The 16,606-nt window shown below is 64.1% G+C and carries 13 protein-coding genes; 9 read left to right on the top strand and 4 right to left on the bottom strand.

The features are described 5' to 3' along the window. The first annotated feature begins 1,054 nt into the window (after nucleotides 1-1,054). The gene (locus tag HPY44_03555) at nucleotides 1,055-1,819 is read left to right on the top strand and encodes a 4Fe-4S binding protein (protein ID NSW55066.1); all 765 of its coding nucleotides are present in this window, start codon (nucleotides 1,055-1,057) and stop codon (nucleotides 1,817-1,819) included. A 78-nt stretch (nucleotides 1,820-1,897) separates the two neighbouring features. After that, nucleotides 1,898-2,251 carry a cupin domain-containing protein gene (locus HPY44_03550; GenBank protein NSW55065.1) on the top strand — a complete coding sequence of 118 codons (354 nt, stop codon included), beginning with the start codon at nucleotides 1,898-1,900 and terminating at the stop codon, nucleotides 2,249-2,251. An 84-nt stretch (nucleotides 2,252-2,335) separates the two neighbouring features. On the opposite strand, the gene HPY44_03545 is transcribed toward HPY44_03550, so the two are convergent. After that, nucleotides 2,336-3,013, bottom strand: a complete 678-nt coding sequence (locus tag HPY44_03545) for a DUF1559 domain-containing protein (protein NSW55064.1) — start codon at nucleotides 3,011-3,013, stop codon at nucleotides 2,336-2,338. A 225-nt stretch (nucleotides 3,014-3,238) separates the two neighbouring features. On the opposite strand from HPY44_03545, the gene HPY44_03540 reads away from it, so the two are divergent. The 4 genes from HPY44_03540 to HPY44_03525 all read left to right on the top strand — a co-directional run bounded on the left by HPY44_03540 (nucleotide 3,239) and on the right by HPY44_03525 (nucleotide 7,952). Then, nucleotides 3,239-4,042, top strand: a complete 804-nt coding sequence (locus HPY44_03540; GenBank protein ID NSW55063.1) for a sugar phosphate isomerase/epimerase — start codon at nucleotides 3,239-3,241, stop codon at nucleotides 4,040-4,042. 100 nt (nucleotides 4,043-4,142) lie between these two features. After that, nucleotides 4,143-5,144: a zinc-binding dehydrogenase gene (locus HPY44_03535; protein ID NSW55062.1), complete on the top strand. Its 1,002-nt coding sequence runs from the start codon at nucleotides 4,143-4,145 to the stop codon at nucleotides 5,142-5,144. Nucleotides 5,145-5,273: 129 nt separating this feature from the next. Continuing rightward, nucleotides 5,274-6,251, top strand: coding sequence for an alcohol dehydrogenase catalytic domain-containing protein (locus HPY44_03530; protein ID NSW55061.1), 978 nt, complete (start codon nucleotides 5,274-5,276; stop codon nucleotides 6,249-6,251). Between the two features lie 33 nt (nucleotides 6,252-6,284). Then, a complete protein-coding gene (locus tag HPY44_03525) occupies nucleotides 6,285-7,952 on the top strand; it encodes a hypothetical protein (GenBank protein NSW55060.1) in 1,668 nt (555 codons plus the stop codon). A gap of 16 nt (nucleotides 7,953-7,968) precedes the next feature. Here HPY44_03525 and HPY44_03520 read toward each other — a convergent pair whose 3' ends face one another. Beyond that, the gene (locus HPY44_03520; protein ID NSW55059.1) at nucleotides 7,969-10,257 is read right to left on the bottom strand and encodes a hypothetical protein; all 2,289 of its coding nucleotides are present in this window, start codon (nucleotides 10,255-10,257) and stop codon (nucleotides 7,969-7,971) included. After that, nucleotides 10,254-10,715 (bottom strand): NUDIX domain-containing protein, encoded by a 462-nt coding sequence (locus HPY44_03515; GenBank protein ID NSW55058.1) that lies wholly within the window; start codon nucleotides 10,713-10,715, stop codon nucleotides 10,254-10,256. The genes HPY44_03520 and HPY44_03515 overlap by 4 nt, the downstream gene beginning before the upstream one ends. A gap of 100 nt (nucleotides 10,716-10,815) precedes the next feature. On the opposite strand from HPY44_03515, the gene HPY44_03510 reads away from it, so the two are divergent. The 3 genes from HPY44_03510 to HPY44_03500 are packed head-to-tail and all read left to right on the top strand — an operon-like array spanning nucleotide 10,816 to nucleotide 15,800. Beyond that, nucleotides 10,816-13,410 carry a carbohydrate binding domain-containing protein gene (locus tag HPY44_03510; GenBank protein NSW55057.1) on the top strand — a complete coding sequence of 865 codons (2,595 nt, stop codon included), beginning with the start codon at nucleotides 10,816-10,818 and terminating at the stop codon, nucleotides 13,408-13,410. Between the two features lie 24 nt (nucleotides 13,411-13,434). Continuing rightward, nucleotides 13,435-14,292 (top strand): hypothetical protein, encoded by an 858-nt coding sequence (locus HPY44_03505; protein ID NSW55056.1) that lies wholly within the window; start codon nucleotides 13,435-13,437, stop codon nucleotides 14,290-14,292. A 44-nt stretch (nucleotides 14,293-14,336) separates the two neighbouring features. After that, nucleotides 14,337-15,800, top strand: a complete 1,464-nt coding sequence (locus HPY44_03500) for a hypothetical protein (GenBank protein NSW55055.1) — start codon at nucleotides 14,337-14,339, stop codon at nucleotides 15,798-15,800. 21 nt (nucleotides 15,801-15,821) lie between these two features. Here the strand turns inward: HPY44_03500 and rnc are convergent, their stop codons facing one another. After that, nucleotides 15,822-16,586, bottom strand: a complete 765-nt coding sequence (gene rnc / locus HPY44_03495) for a ribonuclease III (GenBank protein NSW55054.1) — start codon at nucleotides 16,584-16,586, stop codon at nucleotides 15,822-15,824. Nucleotides 16,587-16,606: the final 20 nt, after the last annotated feature.

Here is a 16,606-nt window from a genome sequence, read left to right as displayed (position 1 = left end):
GCGTCGATGCCCCGGGTTGGTGCCCCGGGTTGAAACCCGGGGCTAGGGGCCTTCGGCCGGGCGTCCTGCCGGACGCAAAGGCCGAGGAGATTGCCTCGTCTCCAATAACGACTGCCGACCGGGGCGGGCGGCCTACGCGATTGATGGGGACGGTCGACGCCGTTTGCCGTTTGCCGCCCAAGGCCGTTTGCCGTTGCCGTCCAGCCCCGCAGGGGCGGAAGCCCTTTGCCACCAGCGTAAGCTGGTGGAATCAGGCCCCCTCCTTCGAGATTATAAGAGCCCCCGAAGGGGGCGGCAGACGCCCCGGATCGGTGCCCCGGGTTGAAACCCGGGTCTGGGGGCCTTCGGCCGGACGTCCTGCCGGATGCAAAGGCCGAGGAGATTGCCTCGTCTCCAATAACGACAGCCGACCGGGGCGGGCGGCCTACGCGATTGATGGGGACGGCCGACGCCGTTTGCCGTTGCCGTCCAGCCCCGCAGGGGCGTCAGCCTCTTGCCACCAGCGTGAGCTGGTGGAATCAGGGCCCCCCTCCAAATTATAAGAGCCCCCGAAGGGGGCGGCAGACCCCCCGTGTTTCAACCCGGGTCTGGGGGCCTTCGGCCGGGCGTCCTGCCGGACGCAAAGGCCGAGGAGATTGCCTCGTCTCCAATAACGACTGCCGACCGGGGCGGGCGGCCTACGCGATTGATGGGGACGGCCGACGCCGTTTGCCGTTGCCGTCCAGCCCCGCAGGGGCGTCAGTCTCTTGCCACCAGCGTCAGCTGGTGGAATCAGGGCCCCCCTCCAAATTATAAGAGCCCCCGAAGGGGGCGGCAGACCCCCCGTGTTTCAACCCGGGTCTGGGGGCCTTCGGCCGGGCGTCCTGCCGGGACGCGAAGGCTGAAGAGATTGCCGACCGGGGACGGCAGCGGATCGCGATGCCAATCTTCCAGTGCGGCTCTCCACACACATTTTCACTGCTCTTGACTCAGGTCAAAGTAGCCGTTCCCCCCGACGGGTAAGATGCAGACAGTCAAGAACAACCCGGCGAGGTGAGAGATAATGAGCACACTGGTGACCCGCAAGATCATCAAGATTGATGAAGACAAGTGCGACGGCTGTGGCCTGTGCGTGGATGCCTGCCATGAGGGCGCGATCCAACTTGTGAACGGCAAGGCGAAGCTGGTGCGGGACGATTACTGCGATGGTCTGGGCGACTGCCTGGGCGAATGCCCCCGGGGCGCCATCAGCTTCGAGGTGCGCGAAGCAGCGCCCTATGATGAAGCGGCGGTTCAGGAGCATCTCGTGCAGCACGGGAAACCGGCTCCTGCTGCGTGCCCGTCGGTTCAGGGGATGCTCGATGCCATCAGCGGTAAGGATAAGCTCCCGTGCGGGTGCCCTTCCGCTCAGGCCCGGAAGCTGGAGCGAGCGCCTGCCGTGCGGCTCTCGCAAAGCGCTCCTTCGGCCCTCACGAACTGGCCGACCCAGCTAGCCCTGGTTCCCCCCAATGCGCCGTACCTGCGGGAAGCCGACCTGCTCATCAGCGCCGACTGCGTCCCCTTCGCCTACGGCGGCTTCCACAGCGATCTGGTACCCGGACGCGTAGTCCTGCAAGGGTGCCCGAAACTCGATGACACGGGCCCGCATGTGCAGAAGCTCGCGGCGATCTTCCAGCAAAATGACATTCGGTCAATCACACTTGCCCGGATGGAAGTGCCCTGCTGCGGCGGGCTGGTGAACGTGGTCCGGGCGGCGCTGGCGCTTGCAGGCAAGCAGCTTCCCGTCGAAGTGGTGACGCTCGGCGTGGACGGCGAGGTTCGCGGACGGCAGACGGTCTGACCTGATCATATTCCGCCCCGCGGGGCTACAGGAGGGGTCCTAATGAGTAGCGATTGCCCACACAAGGATTGCGAGGAAATGCAGGACGGCGGCTGCGGCTGCTGCGCGGGAGACAAGACCCACGAGGCGTGTCTGTTCAACGTGGCTGACCGGGTTCAGTATGCGAAGGACTCCATCGTCAGCAGCACGGTAGCCGATACGGACGTCGGCACACTGACGGTCTTTGCCTTTGACGCCGGACAGCGCCTGAGCACCCATTCCGCACCTTATGACGCGCATGTCTACGTGCTGGATGGAGAGGCGAGGATCGTGGTCGGCGCAGACCCCTTCACGGTAGGCACCGGGGAAATGATCGTGATGCCTGCCGACGTGCCCCACAGCGTTGAGGCCGTGAAGCCCTTCAAGATGCTGCTGGTAATGTTCCGCGCCTGACGCCTCAGACGCCTTGCATGTACGACAACGGGGAGCCTGCACCGTGCGGGCTCCCCGTCTCTTGCTGCATCGGTCTGCGCGCGATTACTGCCGGTGCCAGAGATTGGCCTGGGTCGGATCAGCCAGTGCGCTGATCTTCATGAACTTGACGTGCCCGTCGTTGAAAGCCACGTTCAGGCCGTCATTGTGCCACGGCCACGTGCGCTCGTTGAGTCCGCCATTGATGTAGTCGGTTCCGTTGGAATTGTAGACACCCATGGGCGCAGTCACGTGGATGTTGCAGTAGTGCTGCCACCACGCATTGCTGGACTCGAGGATCATCACCGTCTCGGCCGGAGCTTTGAAAGACCCCATGGACGCGGGACTGGTCCAGCCTTCAGGGAACACGTGGGTCATCGGCATCTGGTAGCGGGTCGCCTGGAGGCTTCCCGGCCACAGGCCCGCCGGCTGGGCCTCGATGTTGATGTCCATGGACGGGCAAGCGAAAATCTGGCGGTTCTTGACATACGGCAGAATCTTGTCGGCCCAGATGATGCGGCCGGCCGGGTAGCCATTGCCATCGTCGTACACGCTGCAGTACTTCTCGTCATAGTCCTGGCAGTACATCATCATGGCCAGGCCGATTTGCTTCAGATTCGACGAACAACTTGCCTGGCGGGCCTTCTCCCGCGCCCGGGCGAAAACCGGGAACAGGATCGCTGCGAGGATCGCGATAATTGCGATGACCACCAGCAGTTCAATGAGGGTGAAACCGCGACGCATTGCCTATACCTCCTGCGAGATTGTACGCCGGAACGTGTCCCCGCCATCGCGAGGCCGGATTTTGAATTATACTGCGATACGCTCTTTCAACGCTACATGTATTCTATTGCTAACGCTCATCATTTCTATAGGTTCCACATCTCCCCTGAACAGGGAGGTCCCTCCGGCCTCGGCGGCGCAATATCCCCTGGCGTAATGCGAACGATGCAAGGAGAGACAACTATCATGGGTATGCTGGGAGTCATTCACTACAACGCTCCGGGAGCCAATCTCGAGGAGTTCCTCGCGTGGGCATCCGGCGCCGGGTTCGAGAGCACCGAGCTGCAGATCCGCGACCTGTGGCCGGACGAATCGCTGCCATGGCAAGAGTCGGCAACCGAGGGGAAGCGCCTCGTCGAAAAGTACGGCATGGTCGTCAGCGCCATTGCTTCGGGCAATGACTTCGTGTATCTCGACTCCGAAAACATCGACAAGCAAGCCGCCCGTATGAAGACCATCTGTGACATCGCCCAGTTCATGGGCTGCAAGGTGATCCGGACCGAGGGCGGGCAGCCCAAAGAAGCAGTTCCCGAGGACAAGTGGGTCGAGGCAATGGCCACCTGTATCCGCGCTTGCCTGCCCTTCGTCAAGGAAATGGGCATGAAGTTCGCCATTGACAACCACGGCTATGTGACCAATCACATCCCCACGATGCTCGGCCTGTTGCGGGAAGTGGATGAGCCCGAGTTCGTCGGCAGCAACCTGGACACCATGAACGTCCGCTGGTTCGGCAATTCCCTGGAAGAGTGCGATCAGTTCTACCGGGAAGTCGCCCCGTGGGTCATGCATACCCACATGAAGGATGGATTCGGATCCCGCGCCGAATACAAGGGCAAAGACCTTGGCAATGGCGAAATCAACTTGAAGCTCGCTGTGGAAGTTCTCAAGGAAGCCGGGTACGACTACGCCTGGACCGCCGAGTATGAGGGCAAGGAAGCTGACGGCGTGGGCTACGAGAAGTGCCTGGTCTGGCTGAAGCACAACGTCTGACGCCTGCCTTGCAGGTAGACCCGCAGCGCATCACGAACCGACCTGCCAGAACAGGGCAGGTCGGTTCGTTTCCTTTGCCCGTCGCGCAGGAGGCCAGTGAATGTCAACCACCAGCAAAGCCGCTGTCTTCACAGCACCCGGCGAAGTCGAGGTGCGGGAAATCCCCGTCCCTAATCCCGGCCGCAACGAGGTGCTCATCCGGTCCGAATACTCCATCATCAGCAACGGCACGGAAAGCTGGGTGTGGGCGGGGCGGTTCCACAGTCCCGGACAGCCCACCCGGATGCATTTCCCCTGGGTGCCGGGGTACCAGCGCATGGGGGTCATTGAGCAAATTGGGGCCGATGTCACCAACCTCCGACCCGGGCAGCGCGTTGCCGCCACGGTCTCGCGTTTTGAAGAGCCATACGAGACATCCTGGGGGAGCCATGCGGAGCTCGCTGTCACCCACGCCGAGCAGTGCTACCCGGTGCCCGATGATGTGGACTCTGTGGACGTGGCCGGTCTCGTTCTCACCCAGGTAGGCTACAACGGCGGCACTCGTCCTCCGGCAGGTGAGGGGTCCACCGTGGTGGTCATCGGCGACGGCCTGGTCGGGCAATGGGCCGCACAGACTTTCCGCGCCAGGGGCGCATACGTGATCCTCTGTGGTCATCGCGCGAAGCGCCTTGCCGTGGCTGCTGAGCATTCTGCGGATGAGACAGTGAACACCCGCGAGGTGGACATCGAGGCCCTGGTACGCGACCGCTTCCCCGGTGGCGTGGACATTGTGGACGAGGCCGTGGGCCTGCTGCGCAATATCGAGTTGGCTTTCAAGCTCCTGCGCCATGATGGGCATCTGGTCTTCAACGGCTATCACCCCGAGGGTGAGCACCTGATGAACATCCAGTGGCTGCATGACAAGGAGATCACCTGCTGGGGCATGGCGGGATGGACCCGGCCCCGCATGGAGGCCACCCTGGACTGGGTGCGCCAAGGGAAGCTCAAGGTCAAGGAGCTGATCACCCACGAGTTCCCGGGTAGCCGCGCGGACCAGGCCTACCGGATGATCTGGGACAAGAGCGACGACTTCGTGGGAGTGCTGCTGAACTGGCAGGAGTGAGTCGGCCGTCGCCCTCTGTAAGCGCGGCCTTGCCCCGAATGATCGCTCGCGGGCCCCTTACCGGCCGTTCGGCTCTGCGCCTCGCCGTCCAGCCAGACACGCCTTACACAAGAGGAGATCGGAGACAACATGCCCGACACAATGAAGGCTATCCAGGTTACCGCGCCGGGTAAGTTCGAGATTGTGGAACTGCCTATGCTCGAGCCTGCCGAAGATGAAGTGCTCATCGAGGTGAAGGCCTGCGCCACGTGCACCAACTGGGAGCTCAATACCTGGCGCGGGCGCGACATCTTCGACCGCCCGGGGCACCCTATCTACCCCCAGAACCCAGGCAGCCCGGGCCATGAAGCGGCCGGTGTGGTTGTGGCCCTCGGCGCGCAAGTGACTGATCTGCAGGTAGGCGATCACGTCGCGGTGCATCCCAGCCTGCGGGGACCGGAGAACGACGCCCATGCGACCCACATCACCCGCCCTGCGGCGCAGGTGGCAAAACTCGACCCAGCACTTGACCTGGTGCTCTGCGCACCGCTCGAGATGGCCCAGTGCGCGGTGCGATCGCTGGACATGGCCGGAGACATCGCGGGCAAGTCGGTGGCCATCGTGGGCCTCGGACCAGCCGGAATCCTCCACGTTCAGGTCGCCAAGGCTCGTGGGGCGTCAAAGGTCATCGGCCTGGACACCATCCCCATGCGCCTGGAGGCAACGCGGCCTTTCGCTGATGAAGTGATTGACCCCACGGACACCGACGCCTTGAACCGCGTCATCGCTGAGGGATGCCAGCTGGGATATGACTGCTCGGGCCACCCGGCGGGCATGCGCAATGCCATGGAGATCGCCCGCGAGGCGTTCCACGTTTTCTCGGTGCCCCACGGCTCGGTGGAATGGGGCAAGCGCGAGTGGCTGCGGTCCATTCCCATCCTTCCGTACCACTGGCGGGGCGACGTGCAGGTCAACTGCCTGCGGCGTGCGGCGGCGATGCTGGCCAAGGGCGAACTGGACACCCGGGCGATCCTGACCCACGTGCTTCCGTACACCCGCTATGACGAGGGCATGGCGCTGCTTGAGAACCGCGAGGCCATCAAGGTCGCCTTCAGCGGGTGGGAGTAGCCGACCGCAAAGACTGAGACCGAGGTGACACCGATGCGACTGACACTTGCCGTCCTCCTCCTCGCCTCCGCAGCCTTCGCACAGGTGCCGGAAGGCCAGTTCACTGTGAATACCGAAAACCTCGCCGTCACCATGACCGCCAAGGCCGGCTGGACAATCACCTCTCTGGACTTCGACGGCAAGAGGCTTCTTGTTCCTGCCGGCAGCCAGGGCGCGGTGTACCAGCTGTCCGGCGGGGAGTGGTTCGGCTCGTCCATGAAAGGCGGCGAGACCCCGCTGCTGCTCGCGGTCTCTGTGGACGGCAAGGCGTTGGAGGGTGCGCTGCCGGAGACCATCGCCGGCGAGTGCGTCACTGTCCGCAAGGCCTCGATCATCGACCGGGTGGCCCATGTGGCCACCACCACTTTCGAGAAGGACACCATGATCCAGCGCCACTATTTCCGGGTGCTGCAGGAGGTCTCGGCGAACCCCTTCTATGCCTTCGCGTATTCGCTGACCCCCGACATGGATCAGTGGATCGCCCAGCCGCTCCAGGGACAACTGATGGAGGGCGCCTTCAGCAGTTCCGCCGCGAATCTCGTCAATCGCTCGATCCGCTGGGGCGCGGAGTTTGACCTGGAGAAGGGCGTCGGGGTGGTAGTCTACTTCCCCGAAGTGACTCCCGGCGCGGGTGCGGATACCCGTTTCTGGGATCAGCCCGCATACCGCAAGCTCCTGATGCAGCCTGCCTCCGGCAAACTGGAGGCGGGCAAGGAGATCTCTGCGCTCCTGGTCCTGCGCCCCTTCAACGCGGGCGCGGACAACTGGAAGGACGTGGCCGTGCAGGTTGCCGGCGAACTCCAGGCCCGCTTCCCCCCGCAAGAGGTCAACGAGAACGTGGGACGGCTCTATGGCGAGGGCGTGCCGGAAGAGGGCTTCATTACCGCGAAAACCCGGGATTATACGATCCGCTTCTCCGCGAAACAGGCCTGGACCATCTACGATTTCACGTACCGCGATCACCTCATCGGCCATTCGAACGGCTTCTACGGGACCGTATTGATCCCGGTTGGCGGGAATTTCATCGGCACCGGGCACACCGAAGGGGGCCGCGAGATCGTCCATGCGGTGAAGCTGCTGGTGGACGGTGTGGAGACACCCATTGAGATCGACAAGGAGTACACGGGCAGCCGCATCGAGTTGATCAAGGACTCAACCATCCACAAGTTCAGGGCGCGGGCCACCGTCACTGTCACCGATGACGAGGTGATCGAGCGCCAGGAACTCGAGGCCCTGGAGACCTTCGACCTCAAAATCATGTACCTGTTCATGCACTGCTGGCAGGGAACCACGTCGAAATGGCTGGCCGAACTGCCGGACGGGGAGACCATCGGCGGGGACTTCAATAACGAGGGCAATGAGGTGATGAAGGACACCCGGTGGGTCGCCCAGTATGAGCCGAACATGGGCATCGGGATTCTGGCATACACACCGAAGGTCGCCACTGGCAAAGGCAGCCACACCATGATCTGGGACCTGGAGCGCTACCACAAGTTCTACACGCGCCGGGTGGGGCAACCGGAGACATTCGAAGCCGGGCAGAAACTGGACTACACTATGATCGTGCGGGGCGTTGCCGACGAAACAGGCGACTTTGAGGCCACGAAAGCCGCCGCTGAGGACCTCAAACGCCGATACCCGCCGGTTGGCGACGAAGACTGAACGCCACGCGCCGCCCTCATCGTTCGGCGTATTCCAGCTTCAGCGTCATGCTCTGGGTACGCAGGCGCTGGCGTTCGGGATCGTGGCCGTGCAGGAGAGCCATGCCCCGGTCAACCTTCTCTTCCTCGCCGGAGCGCATGCCCTTCTCCACGAGCCGCGAGGCCGCCACACCGATGCTGATCACCGCCTTCACGTCATCCAGCACACTCGTCAGGGCGTCGTCAGGCGGAACCATCGCCTCGACCTGCGCGGCCAGCATATCATAGCCGCCCACAATGTCCTCGGCCACTGTCTGCGCGGCCGCGGCGTTCTCGAGACGCTTCTGCTTCCAGGTGGCCGCGGTCAGATCGAGCCTGCGCACGAGGTCGCCGTCGGTCTCAAGTATCGCCCGTGCCTGGTCCAGGAATTCCACGGCTCTGCCCCGCGCGATGGGCCCGACAGCGGTCGGTCTCTGCTCACTCGCTCCCCCGATAACCTGAAGCGCGCCCAGCACCGCCTCGGCAACCGCCTCTGTGTCTGCCTGCACCTGTCGCGCGTCGTAGACGGGCTGTTCGCCGATGAGCGCATCCCAGAAGGTCTGGTACAGGAAGGCGGTGTTGCGCTTGTAATACTGCTGCCTTCCCCGGCAGAGTACATAGTAGTAGCGATCGTCCTGTCCCTTGCCCTGCCTGCCCACCCAGCAGTCTCGCCCCACCACCCTCGCACGACCAGGTGCCAGCGCGAAACCCTCCCCGACCAACTGCGAGACGTTCTCCAGCGCCTGCGCGAGGATCTGCTCCCGGGCACTCGCCCCGGGACCGGGCTTCGGGTCGCAATAGGCCACTTCGGGCGGCATCGCTCCAGCGGGACCCACATGGATTTCATACATCACCTGGTGCTCCATCCCGTGCTGCCCATCAGACAGAGGGATGAACCTGCGTACCCCGTACAAGACTCCATCCCCGGTGGGCGATGGCTCGGAGAAGGGCTCATATCCGGGGATGTTGACCGGGACCTGCAAGGCCAGTCGCTCCAGACCGCTTGATTCGGGCGCCTGTTCCGGCCGCGAGGCTGCACTCGCGTCCTGCACCTGTATGGGATGCGAGATCACCGGCAATGGAATGCCCGCTATCTCCGGCCGAAGGCTGAGGGCGTATGAGCCCGGCTTCGTGAATACCGCGGAGAACCGAAGCCCCGAGGGCCAAGGCTTCCCGGAAATCGGCTCTGGGTATTCCACAACCGCCGGCTCCTCCTGCCAGCTCATGCCCGGCGGCAGGTCGCTGTCCGGCACGCTCAAGCGGGCGAAGCTGGCTGCTTCCCCCGGCGCGACAGTGTAGGTCAGTGGCACGGTATTCCCGGTGCGCAGGAGCACCGGCGAGGTGTCACCATCCACCACGAGCACCGTTCCCCTTGTCAGTTCGCGGCACAGAGCGGCGGCGTAGCCGACCCACTCGCAATCGGGGTGGCGCTTCATGAAGCCCGCCGCGTCAAGTTGGTCCCACAGCCGTGCCGCATCCTTGCGCTCCCGCGCACCCAGGAGGAAATACCGCAAGTGCATGGCGGAAACGGTCTCACGGTATTCGGCTTCCAGCGCGGAATCCTCAAGCATCAGCGCTTCCTGCCGGCTCTCGGCAGAGCTCCGGTAGAGCAGGTACAGGCGCAGGTCCCACAGGATCGTGCGGGATAGCAAATCGGCGAGGTCGCTGTTGGCAATTCCGCGATCCAACTGGGACATGCAGCGCGCCACAAGTTCACGGTCGGAAGTGTGCCCGCGGGTCGTCAGGAGCGCGGGCAGGAGCCTCAGCAGCGCCGCCTGGTCACTTCTCGCGCCGAGACGTTGCGCAAAGTAGAAATGTCCGCCGCGCCGGGCCGAACCGCTGTCGTCCTGGGACAATTCTGCAACCAGCGCTTCGTCCCCGAGGAGCTCGCGCAACAGGTCCGCGGGAAGGCCGCTGTGGATCCGCGAGGCCGCATCCAGGAACCTGCGGGCGCGGATTTCGAGGAATGGATCGGGCGCAGCGCTTTCGTCCCGGAACGCGCCGGCGAAGGGGCCGCCGTTGAGCAGCGCCAGGAGCATGTCCACCGCACCGGACAGGGGCGCTTCACCCCGCGCGGCTCGAGCAATGGTCTGCACCGCCACAAGATCCCACTGGCGCAGGCCGGCAAGCTCCTCCCTGGGTGGGTGGTCAGGAATGACCGCCAGCGTTCGGGGGGCCTGCCCAATCTTGCACAGGTAGGCGGTCCTGCCGGGGGCTGCGCCTGCCGGAAGGGAACAGACGGTAATGACGGCGACCAGGAACGCGAATCGGGCAAGGGAATCCATCATTCAGCGGTGTCCTTCGTCTGCGTGAGGTCCAGGGGCGGGAGTTCCGCCACGCCGGCACCGGCTGTTGTCGCAAGGGCACACAACGTGCCAAGTTCGCCCGGGAAATGGGGTACCGTATGCAGTTCATCAAGCGGGACCCAGCGGAAACGGCGCCCCTCGATGCCGCCGCCGGCGGCGTTCCGGGCATTGGCCGACACCGTCGCGGAGTAGTACAGCTCCAGCGAATCCCGCTGCGGCCAGAAGGCCTGCCGGATGCCAATGAGTCGGCCGATGCTAACATTGACCCCGGTCTCCTCCGCCACTTCCCGAGCAGCGCACTGTGACGCGAGTTCGCGGTGTTCAATAGTTCCGCCCGGAGGCACATAGCTCCCGGGCGAGTGGTTGCTTTCCACCAGCAGGACCTTCCCCTGGTGCACAGTGACCGCCACAGCCCGGACTTTCAGGCCGGTTTTCGCCATCGATCGTCTCCTTGCGCGTCGTCGCCGTCTGCGCGGCCAAGAGGTCAGCGGGCCGTCCCGAGCGAAGACTCCCGATTATCCATTGCACAGGAGGCCTGCCATGTTTCTTGCTATCGCGCTGTTTCTCCTGGTACTGACAAGCGTAAGCTGCGCCCAGGTTCCCGAAGGTTGGTTCCCCTTCGTGATCGGCGAAATCGCCCCGGACAGCGTTGCCAATATGTCAGGCTACAATAACGCGGTGGCAGGCGCAAAGGGTTTCATCCAGGCACGGGGCGGGCACTTCGTGGATGAACAAGGGAACCGCATCCGGTTCCTTGCCACAAACTTGACTTTCGACAGCGCTTTCCCGGACAAAGATCAGGCGCCCCTGATCGCCCGACGAATGGCTGCTCTGGGAATCAACTGCGTGCGCTTCCATCACATGGACAACCAGACGAAACCCCGCGGGATCTGGGATCCGGCGTTCCAGGATCGCCAGCACATAGACGCGGAGCAGCTTGACCGCCTGGACTGGATCATCTACCAGCTCAAGCTCAATGGGATCTACTCCAACATCAACCTCCACGTCTCGCGCAAGTTCGGCGCCGCTGACGGTTTCGAGAACGCCGAGACCCTCCCCGGCTACGACAAGGGGGTGGACAACTGGCAGCCGCGGATGATCGAGCTTCAGAAGGCATATGCCCGCGAACTGCTCACCCACCGGAACCCTTACACGAACACGCGCTACGTGGAAGAGCCTTGCATCGCGATGGTGGAGTTGAACAATGAGAACAGTGCCCTGCAGTTCGCCATGGGGCAGGAGTTTCATCTCTTGCAGGAGCCGTACAAGGGGCAGCTCCGGGCGATGTGGGTGGACTACCTCAAGGACAAGTACCAGACCACCGAAGCCTTGCGCGCTGCCTGGGATGAGGGTTCCGCACCGCTGGGCGAGGAACTGGTACGCAACCGGGACTTCGCCCAGGGCACGAAAGAGTGGGTGCTGGAGACCCGCAACCGCCAGACGGATGTATTCGAGATCGTCGATGACCCCGAGGTTGGCAAGGCCATTCACGCGCGGCTGAACAGCCTCGGCGTGAATCCCTGGGATTTCCAGGTACATCAGACCGGGCATGATCTCAAGGAAGGACAGGTCTACACGCTTTCCTTCAAGATCAGGGCCGACCCGCCGCGCACCGTGAGCGTGGGAGCGCGCCGAGACATAGCCGATTGGCGCGATCACGGCCTGACCGCCTCTGTGCAGGCCGGCAATAACTGGACCGAGCACAGCTTCACCTTCACGGCCCGCGACACCCTCCCCAACCACAGCCGCTTCAGCTTCAACTGCCAGAACAGCCTGGGCAGTGTCTGGCTGGCGGATATCAGCCTGCGTCCCGGTGGAATCCGGGGCCTGGGCGAGGACCAGTCGCTTGAAGCGGGCAACGTCGCCTTCTCCAGCCGCAGCAGCACCGCCCGAGCCTGGGAAGACTGGCTGGCGTTCTTCGTCAAGCTCGAGCAGGATTACACCCGGCCATTTCACCGGATGCTCAAGGACGAACTGGGCCTGAAGGCGCTGGTGGTGGATACCCAGGCATCCTACGGCGGCATCGGTGGCGTCTGGCGCGAATCTCGCCTGGACTACGTGGACACGCACTCCTACTGGCAGCATCCCAGCTTTCCAGGGCGGCCCTGGGACCCGGGCAACTGGAGCATCGGCAATACATCCATGGCCGCGGCGGCGGGCAGGGATACGCTGACCGCTCTCGCCCGGCACCGTGTGGCAGGCCTGCCTTTCACGGTGAGCGAGTACAACCACCCGGCGCCCGGCGACTACCGGGCCGAATGCATGCCAATGCTCGCGGCCTTCGCGGGCCTGCAGGACTGGGACGGCATCTTCGAGTTCGACTACGGCAGGACTCCGACCCAGTGGGAAGATGCGAGGATCAACGGCTATTTCCAGATGGTCACCGACCCCGCGAAGCTCGCCTGGTTCCCCATCGCTGCCAATCTCTTCAGGCGCGGGGATGTCAGTGCGGCCCGCGAGGAGATCCGGCTGCGGGTGCCGGAAAATCAGATCGTGACGCTGCTTGCGAAGCACGGCAACAGCGCGGGTTCCGTTTGGGACGCAGCAGGGGTGCCAAGGATCGCATCCATCCGCCATCGTCTTGCCGTGGAGTTCGTCCCCGATGGCGAGGTCTCGGCCCCAAAGGTGAGCCTCCCACAGGACACCGCAAGCATCCAGTCGGATACCGGCGAGATCACCTGGGCGTCGGAACCCCGGGAAGACATTCCCTTCCGGGTCGAGACGGAACGGACCTGCGCAATCATAGGCTCAGTGGCCGGGACCACGCTCAATCTCAGGCCGGGCGTGGAGATCGCCCTGGGGGACACATCAAACGGCTGGGCGGCGGTGGGCCTGACCAGTATGGACGGCAAGTCGCTTGCAGAGTCCGGCCGCATGCTGCTGGTGCTCATGAGCCGCGTGGAGAACCAGGGCATGGTGTGGGACGAAGCGCGCCGCACCGTGGGCCGCAACTGGGGCAAAGGGCCGACTGTTGCCGAGCCAGTCCCCGCGACGCTGCGTTTCGCAGACGGCGGCCTGGTTGCCTACGCGCTGGATGGTTCGGGAACGAGGGGCCGCCGCGTCGAGGCAGCCAACGGCGCCCTGGTCCTCGGGGCCGACTGCCGGACTGTGTGGTATGAGCTCGTGCGGGAGTGATCGCAGGCACTGGGGGCGATACCAATGAACGCAACCCTTGACCCGCTGAGGGCGAAGCTGACCACTCATTTCGACCGCGCCGGCAAGATCACCCTCGTTGTGGTTGCCCTGGCATTCCTCTGGGTCGCCTCATTGCGCTTACTCATCGCGTGGCTGCTTCAGAGACAGTGGGGCGGGGACATCCCTGGTGGTGTCGTGGCCGCGGTGTTGGTGATCGTGGCCGTCGTCTTCCTGCTTCCCTTCCTGATGCTCTCCGGCATGACCAACGACCTGCGCCGCATCGCGCGCGAGCATGTAGGGACCAGCGACGACTCGTTCCTGGCGCGCAGCGGCCCGAGGGGTCTGCGCTGGATTGCGGTGGGGCCGGGTGGAGTGAGTCTCGCCGGGGTCTCGGACGCGTTCACCATCCCGCCGGCCCAACTGCGCCGGCTTCTGGTGCATGGCCGCCGGTTCTGGCTGGAGTGGGAGGACCGTGACGGGATCACGTGCGCGGTATGGTCAGAGCGCGCCGTGAAGGCTCCCGTGCTGGAGGCGCTGCAGACCCTGGTGCGCATGCATGGCGGCGAGGTGGTAACAGTGGAGGGCAAGGCTCTGTCCGGTGCCATGAACCGTGGACGCAGCCGCATCCAGAGGGCGACACGGGCCCGGATCGCGCCCCCGCTCATGGCGCTGGTGGGGGTACTTGTCCCCACCCTCATCATCGAGGACTTGTTCCGAGGGCTTCAGGAGACTGATCCAGAGGCTTACCTGAACGCAATTCTCGCCATGACCGCTGCCGCGACCGCTCTGTTCGCACTGGTCTGGTTCTACTACGCCTTCCCGGCGTTCACACAGGCCGAGCGAGCCGCCTGGGCCGTCCCTGGCGCCTTCCAGGACGCGTGAACGGTGCGCGAATCTAACTCTCGATGTCAAGGAGCGTGATGAAGATGCGCCGTCCTGCCATTGTCCTGCTCGTCTTGCTCGTGTGGCTTCCAGCAGCCTTCACCGCCACCGCGCTCGAGCAACTTCGCGTTGGCCCGAAGCCCGTCTTTCGCGAAGGCCACACCCTCATCCCTCTCACCACCTGGGGACCCGAGTTCAGCCTGGAGATCCGCCGGGAGCTGTGCGAGAACTGGGGATATGCTCTCCAGTTCGGGCGCATTCGCCCTGACATGCTGGCGCGCCTGAGTGATCCTGCAAGCGTCGAAGCGAAGGTCTGCGCGCTTGCGGCCGAGAACCCCGAGCGCTACCCGCTGCATGTCACCATCGCCCCAGCGTTCTCGATCCGCGACTTCACCGATCAACTTCCGGCCGAGACCTGGTGCACTGACGAGAACGGCCGGCTTCCTGACGGCCAGCGCATTTTCAGCCCCGAGGCGCCGGACAGTACCTTCGACATGATCGCCGACTACGAGGCGAACATGCTCAAGCAGGTGCTGGCATTGGCGCCCGTCGCGGTCATCACCAACGGCGGCGAGTACGGTCTGAGCACCGTCGGGCATCACCTGAAGTACTGGGAGAAGGACCCGAAGGTCGTCGCAGCGCGGGGAGACCGCGACTGGTTCGAATACATCTCCGAGCGCAAGGCCCACCAGGAGATGATCATCACCGAGCGCATCCGCGAACTGGTCCCCGACCGGCTCACGTACGTCTACTACCCCACCGAGGGCTGCCCCCACCGGGACCGCTATGCGAACTGGTGGCAGTGGACGTGGGACTATGCTTTCATGAAGCCCGTGTCGGACCTGCCCAGCAGCTCGATCTACTGGAAGCATTTCAACTCCGGCTGGTCGGGGGACAATGACGCTCTCACCCAAGCCCTCAACGCCACCGCCCAGCACATCGCCGCAGGCCAGCCGCTCTCGTACAACTGGATGAACCCGGGCTGGCCGGACACCGGCAGACCCAACCCGCCGATGTCTGATGCGGAACGGTACATGGGCTATCTGAAATGCTACTACACGGCGGGGATGATTGGTGGTGTGGCCGGGTACTTCGCTTATGATCCGGTGGACAACTGGATCTGGCAACTCATGTGCCTGGGGCATGTGCAGGCGCTGTTCTCGCACCTGGAGCAGTTCGTTCGGGAGAGTGAACTCCTGCCCGGACCTAACCGGCACGTGTGGTCAAAGGACCTGCCGGCGTACGAGCTGCCCACGGGCTCGAATCAGGTGCGGGTGCTTGCGCGGAAGCACAGGGAGCGGCCGGAGTGGCTCCTGGTGGCGTGGGCTGCTGACGGCCCGACGCAAGGGGTCTCCGTGGACGTGCCGGACCTGGGCGCTGTATCACTGAGCGCGAGACCAAGCGGGAGTGTCTATCTGGCGCGGAGGGTGGCAGGCGCAGTGAGGCTGGTGTTGGTGGACCTGGATGGTATGCTGCCAACCGCGCGGATGGGAGCTCGCCCTGACTGAGGCGGGCTCGCTGTTGAAGGGTCAGGTCGGAAGCTCGGGCAGCCAGCAGTCGCGGTTATCGAGAGCCTCCCGGGCCGCCTGTTGCTGGGCGGCTTGTTTGCTTGGCCCTTCACCGGATCCAATGGTCATTCCACGGAAGCGAACCTCCACCACGAAGGTCCGTTCATGGGCCGGCCCGATGGTGTCCACGGTCACGTAAGAAGGCGTCTGCTTCGTCCGCTCTTGCAGAAGCTCCTGGAGTTCTGTCTTGTGGTCGTAGACCAGCTCGCTGCTGGTCATCGCCTCGAGCACAGGCTCGAACACGGTCATCACGAATCTGCGGGTAGTCTCAAGGTCAGTGGACAGATAGACCGCACCCACCACGGCCTCCATGCAGTCCTCCAGAAGTGATGTCTTGCCGCGGCCGCCGGTATCCTCCTCACCCTTGCCCAGGAGCATGTAGTCACCCAGCCCCAGCTGACGCGCGACCCGGGCCAGCGTGCTGGCGCGAACCGCGTACGCTTTCATCTTCGTGAGATTGCCCTCGGGAGCAGTGGGGTAGGCGCGGTAGAGGTGTTCGACCAGGATCAGATCAAGAACGGCGTCACCCAGGAACTCCAGGCGCTGGTTGGCCACCCAGGGCCCCAAGCCTGCTTCGCGGGCGAAGGAGGTGTGCGTGAAGGCGGCCGCGAGGGTCTGCAGCGAAACGGTTTCGGGCAGGCCGAGTTTCTCTCGCACCGCCTGCCAGCGCGCTTCATCGTGCAGCGGGTCGGCCCGCTGCCCTTGGTCCGGCCGGTCTGAAGCCAAGAAGTAGACCTCGCAGGGGC

The organism is Armatimonadota bacterium (assembly GCA_013314775.1).
In the GTDB taxonomy this organism is placed as follows: Bacteria; Armatimonadota; Zipacnadia; order Zipacnadales; family JABUFB01; genus JABUFB01.
The sequence above is the reverse complement of the archived record's forward strand: the minus strand, read 5'-3'. Positions and strand labels throughout refer to the sequence as shown.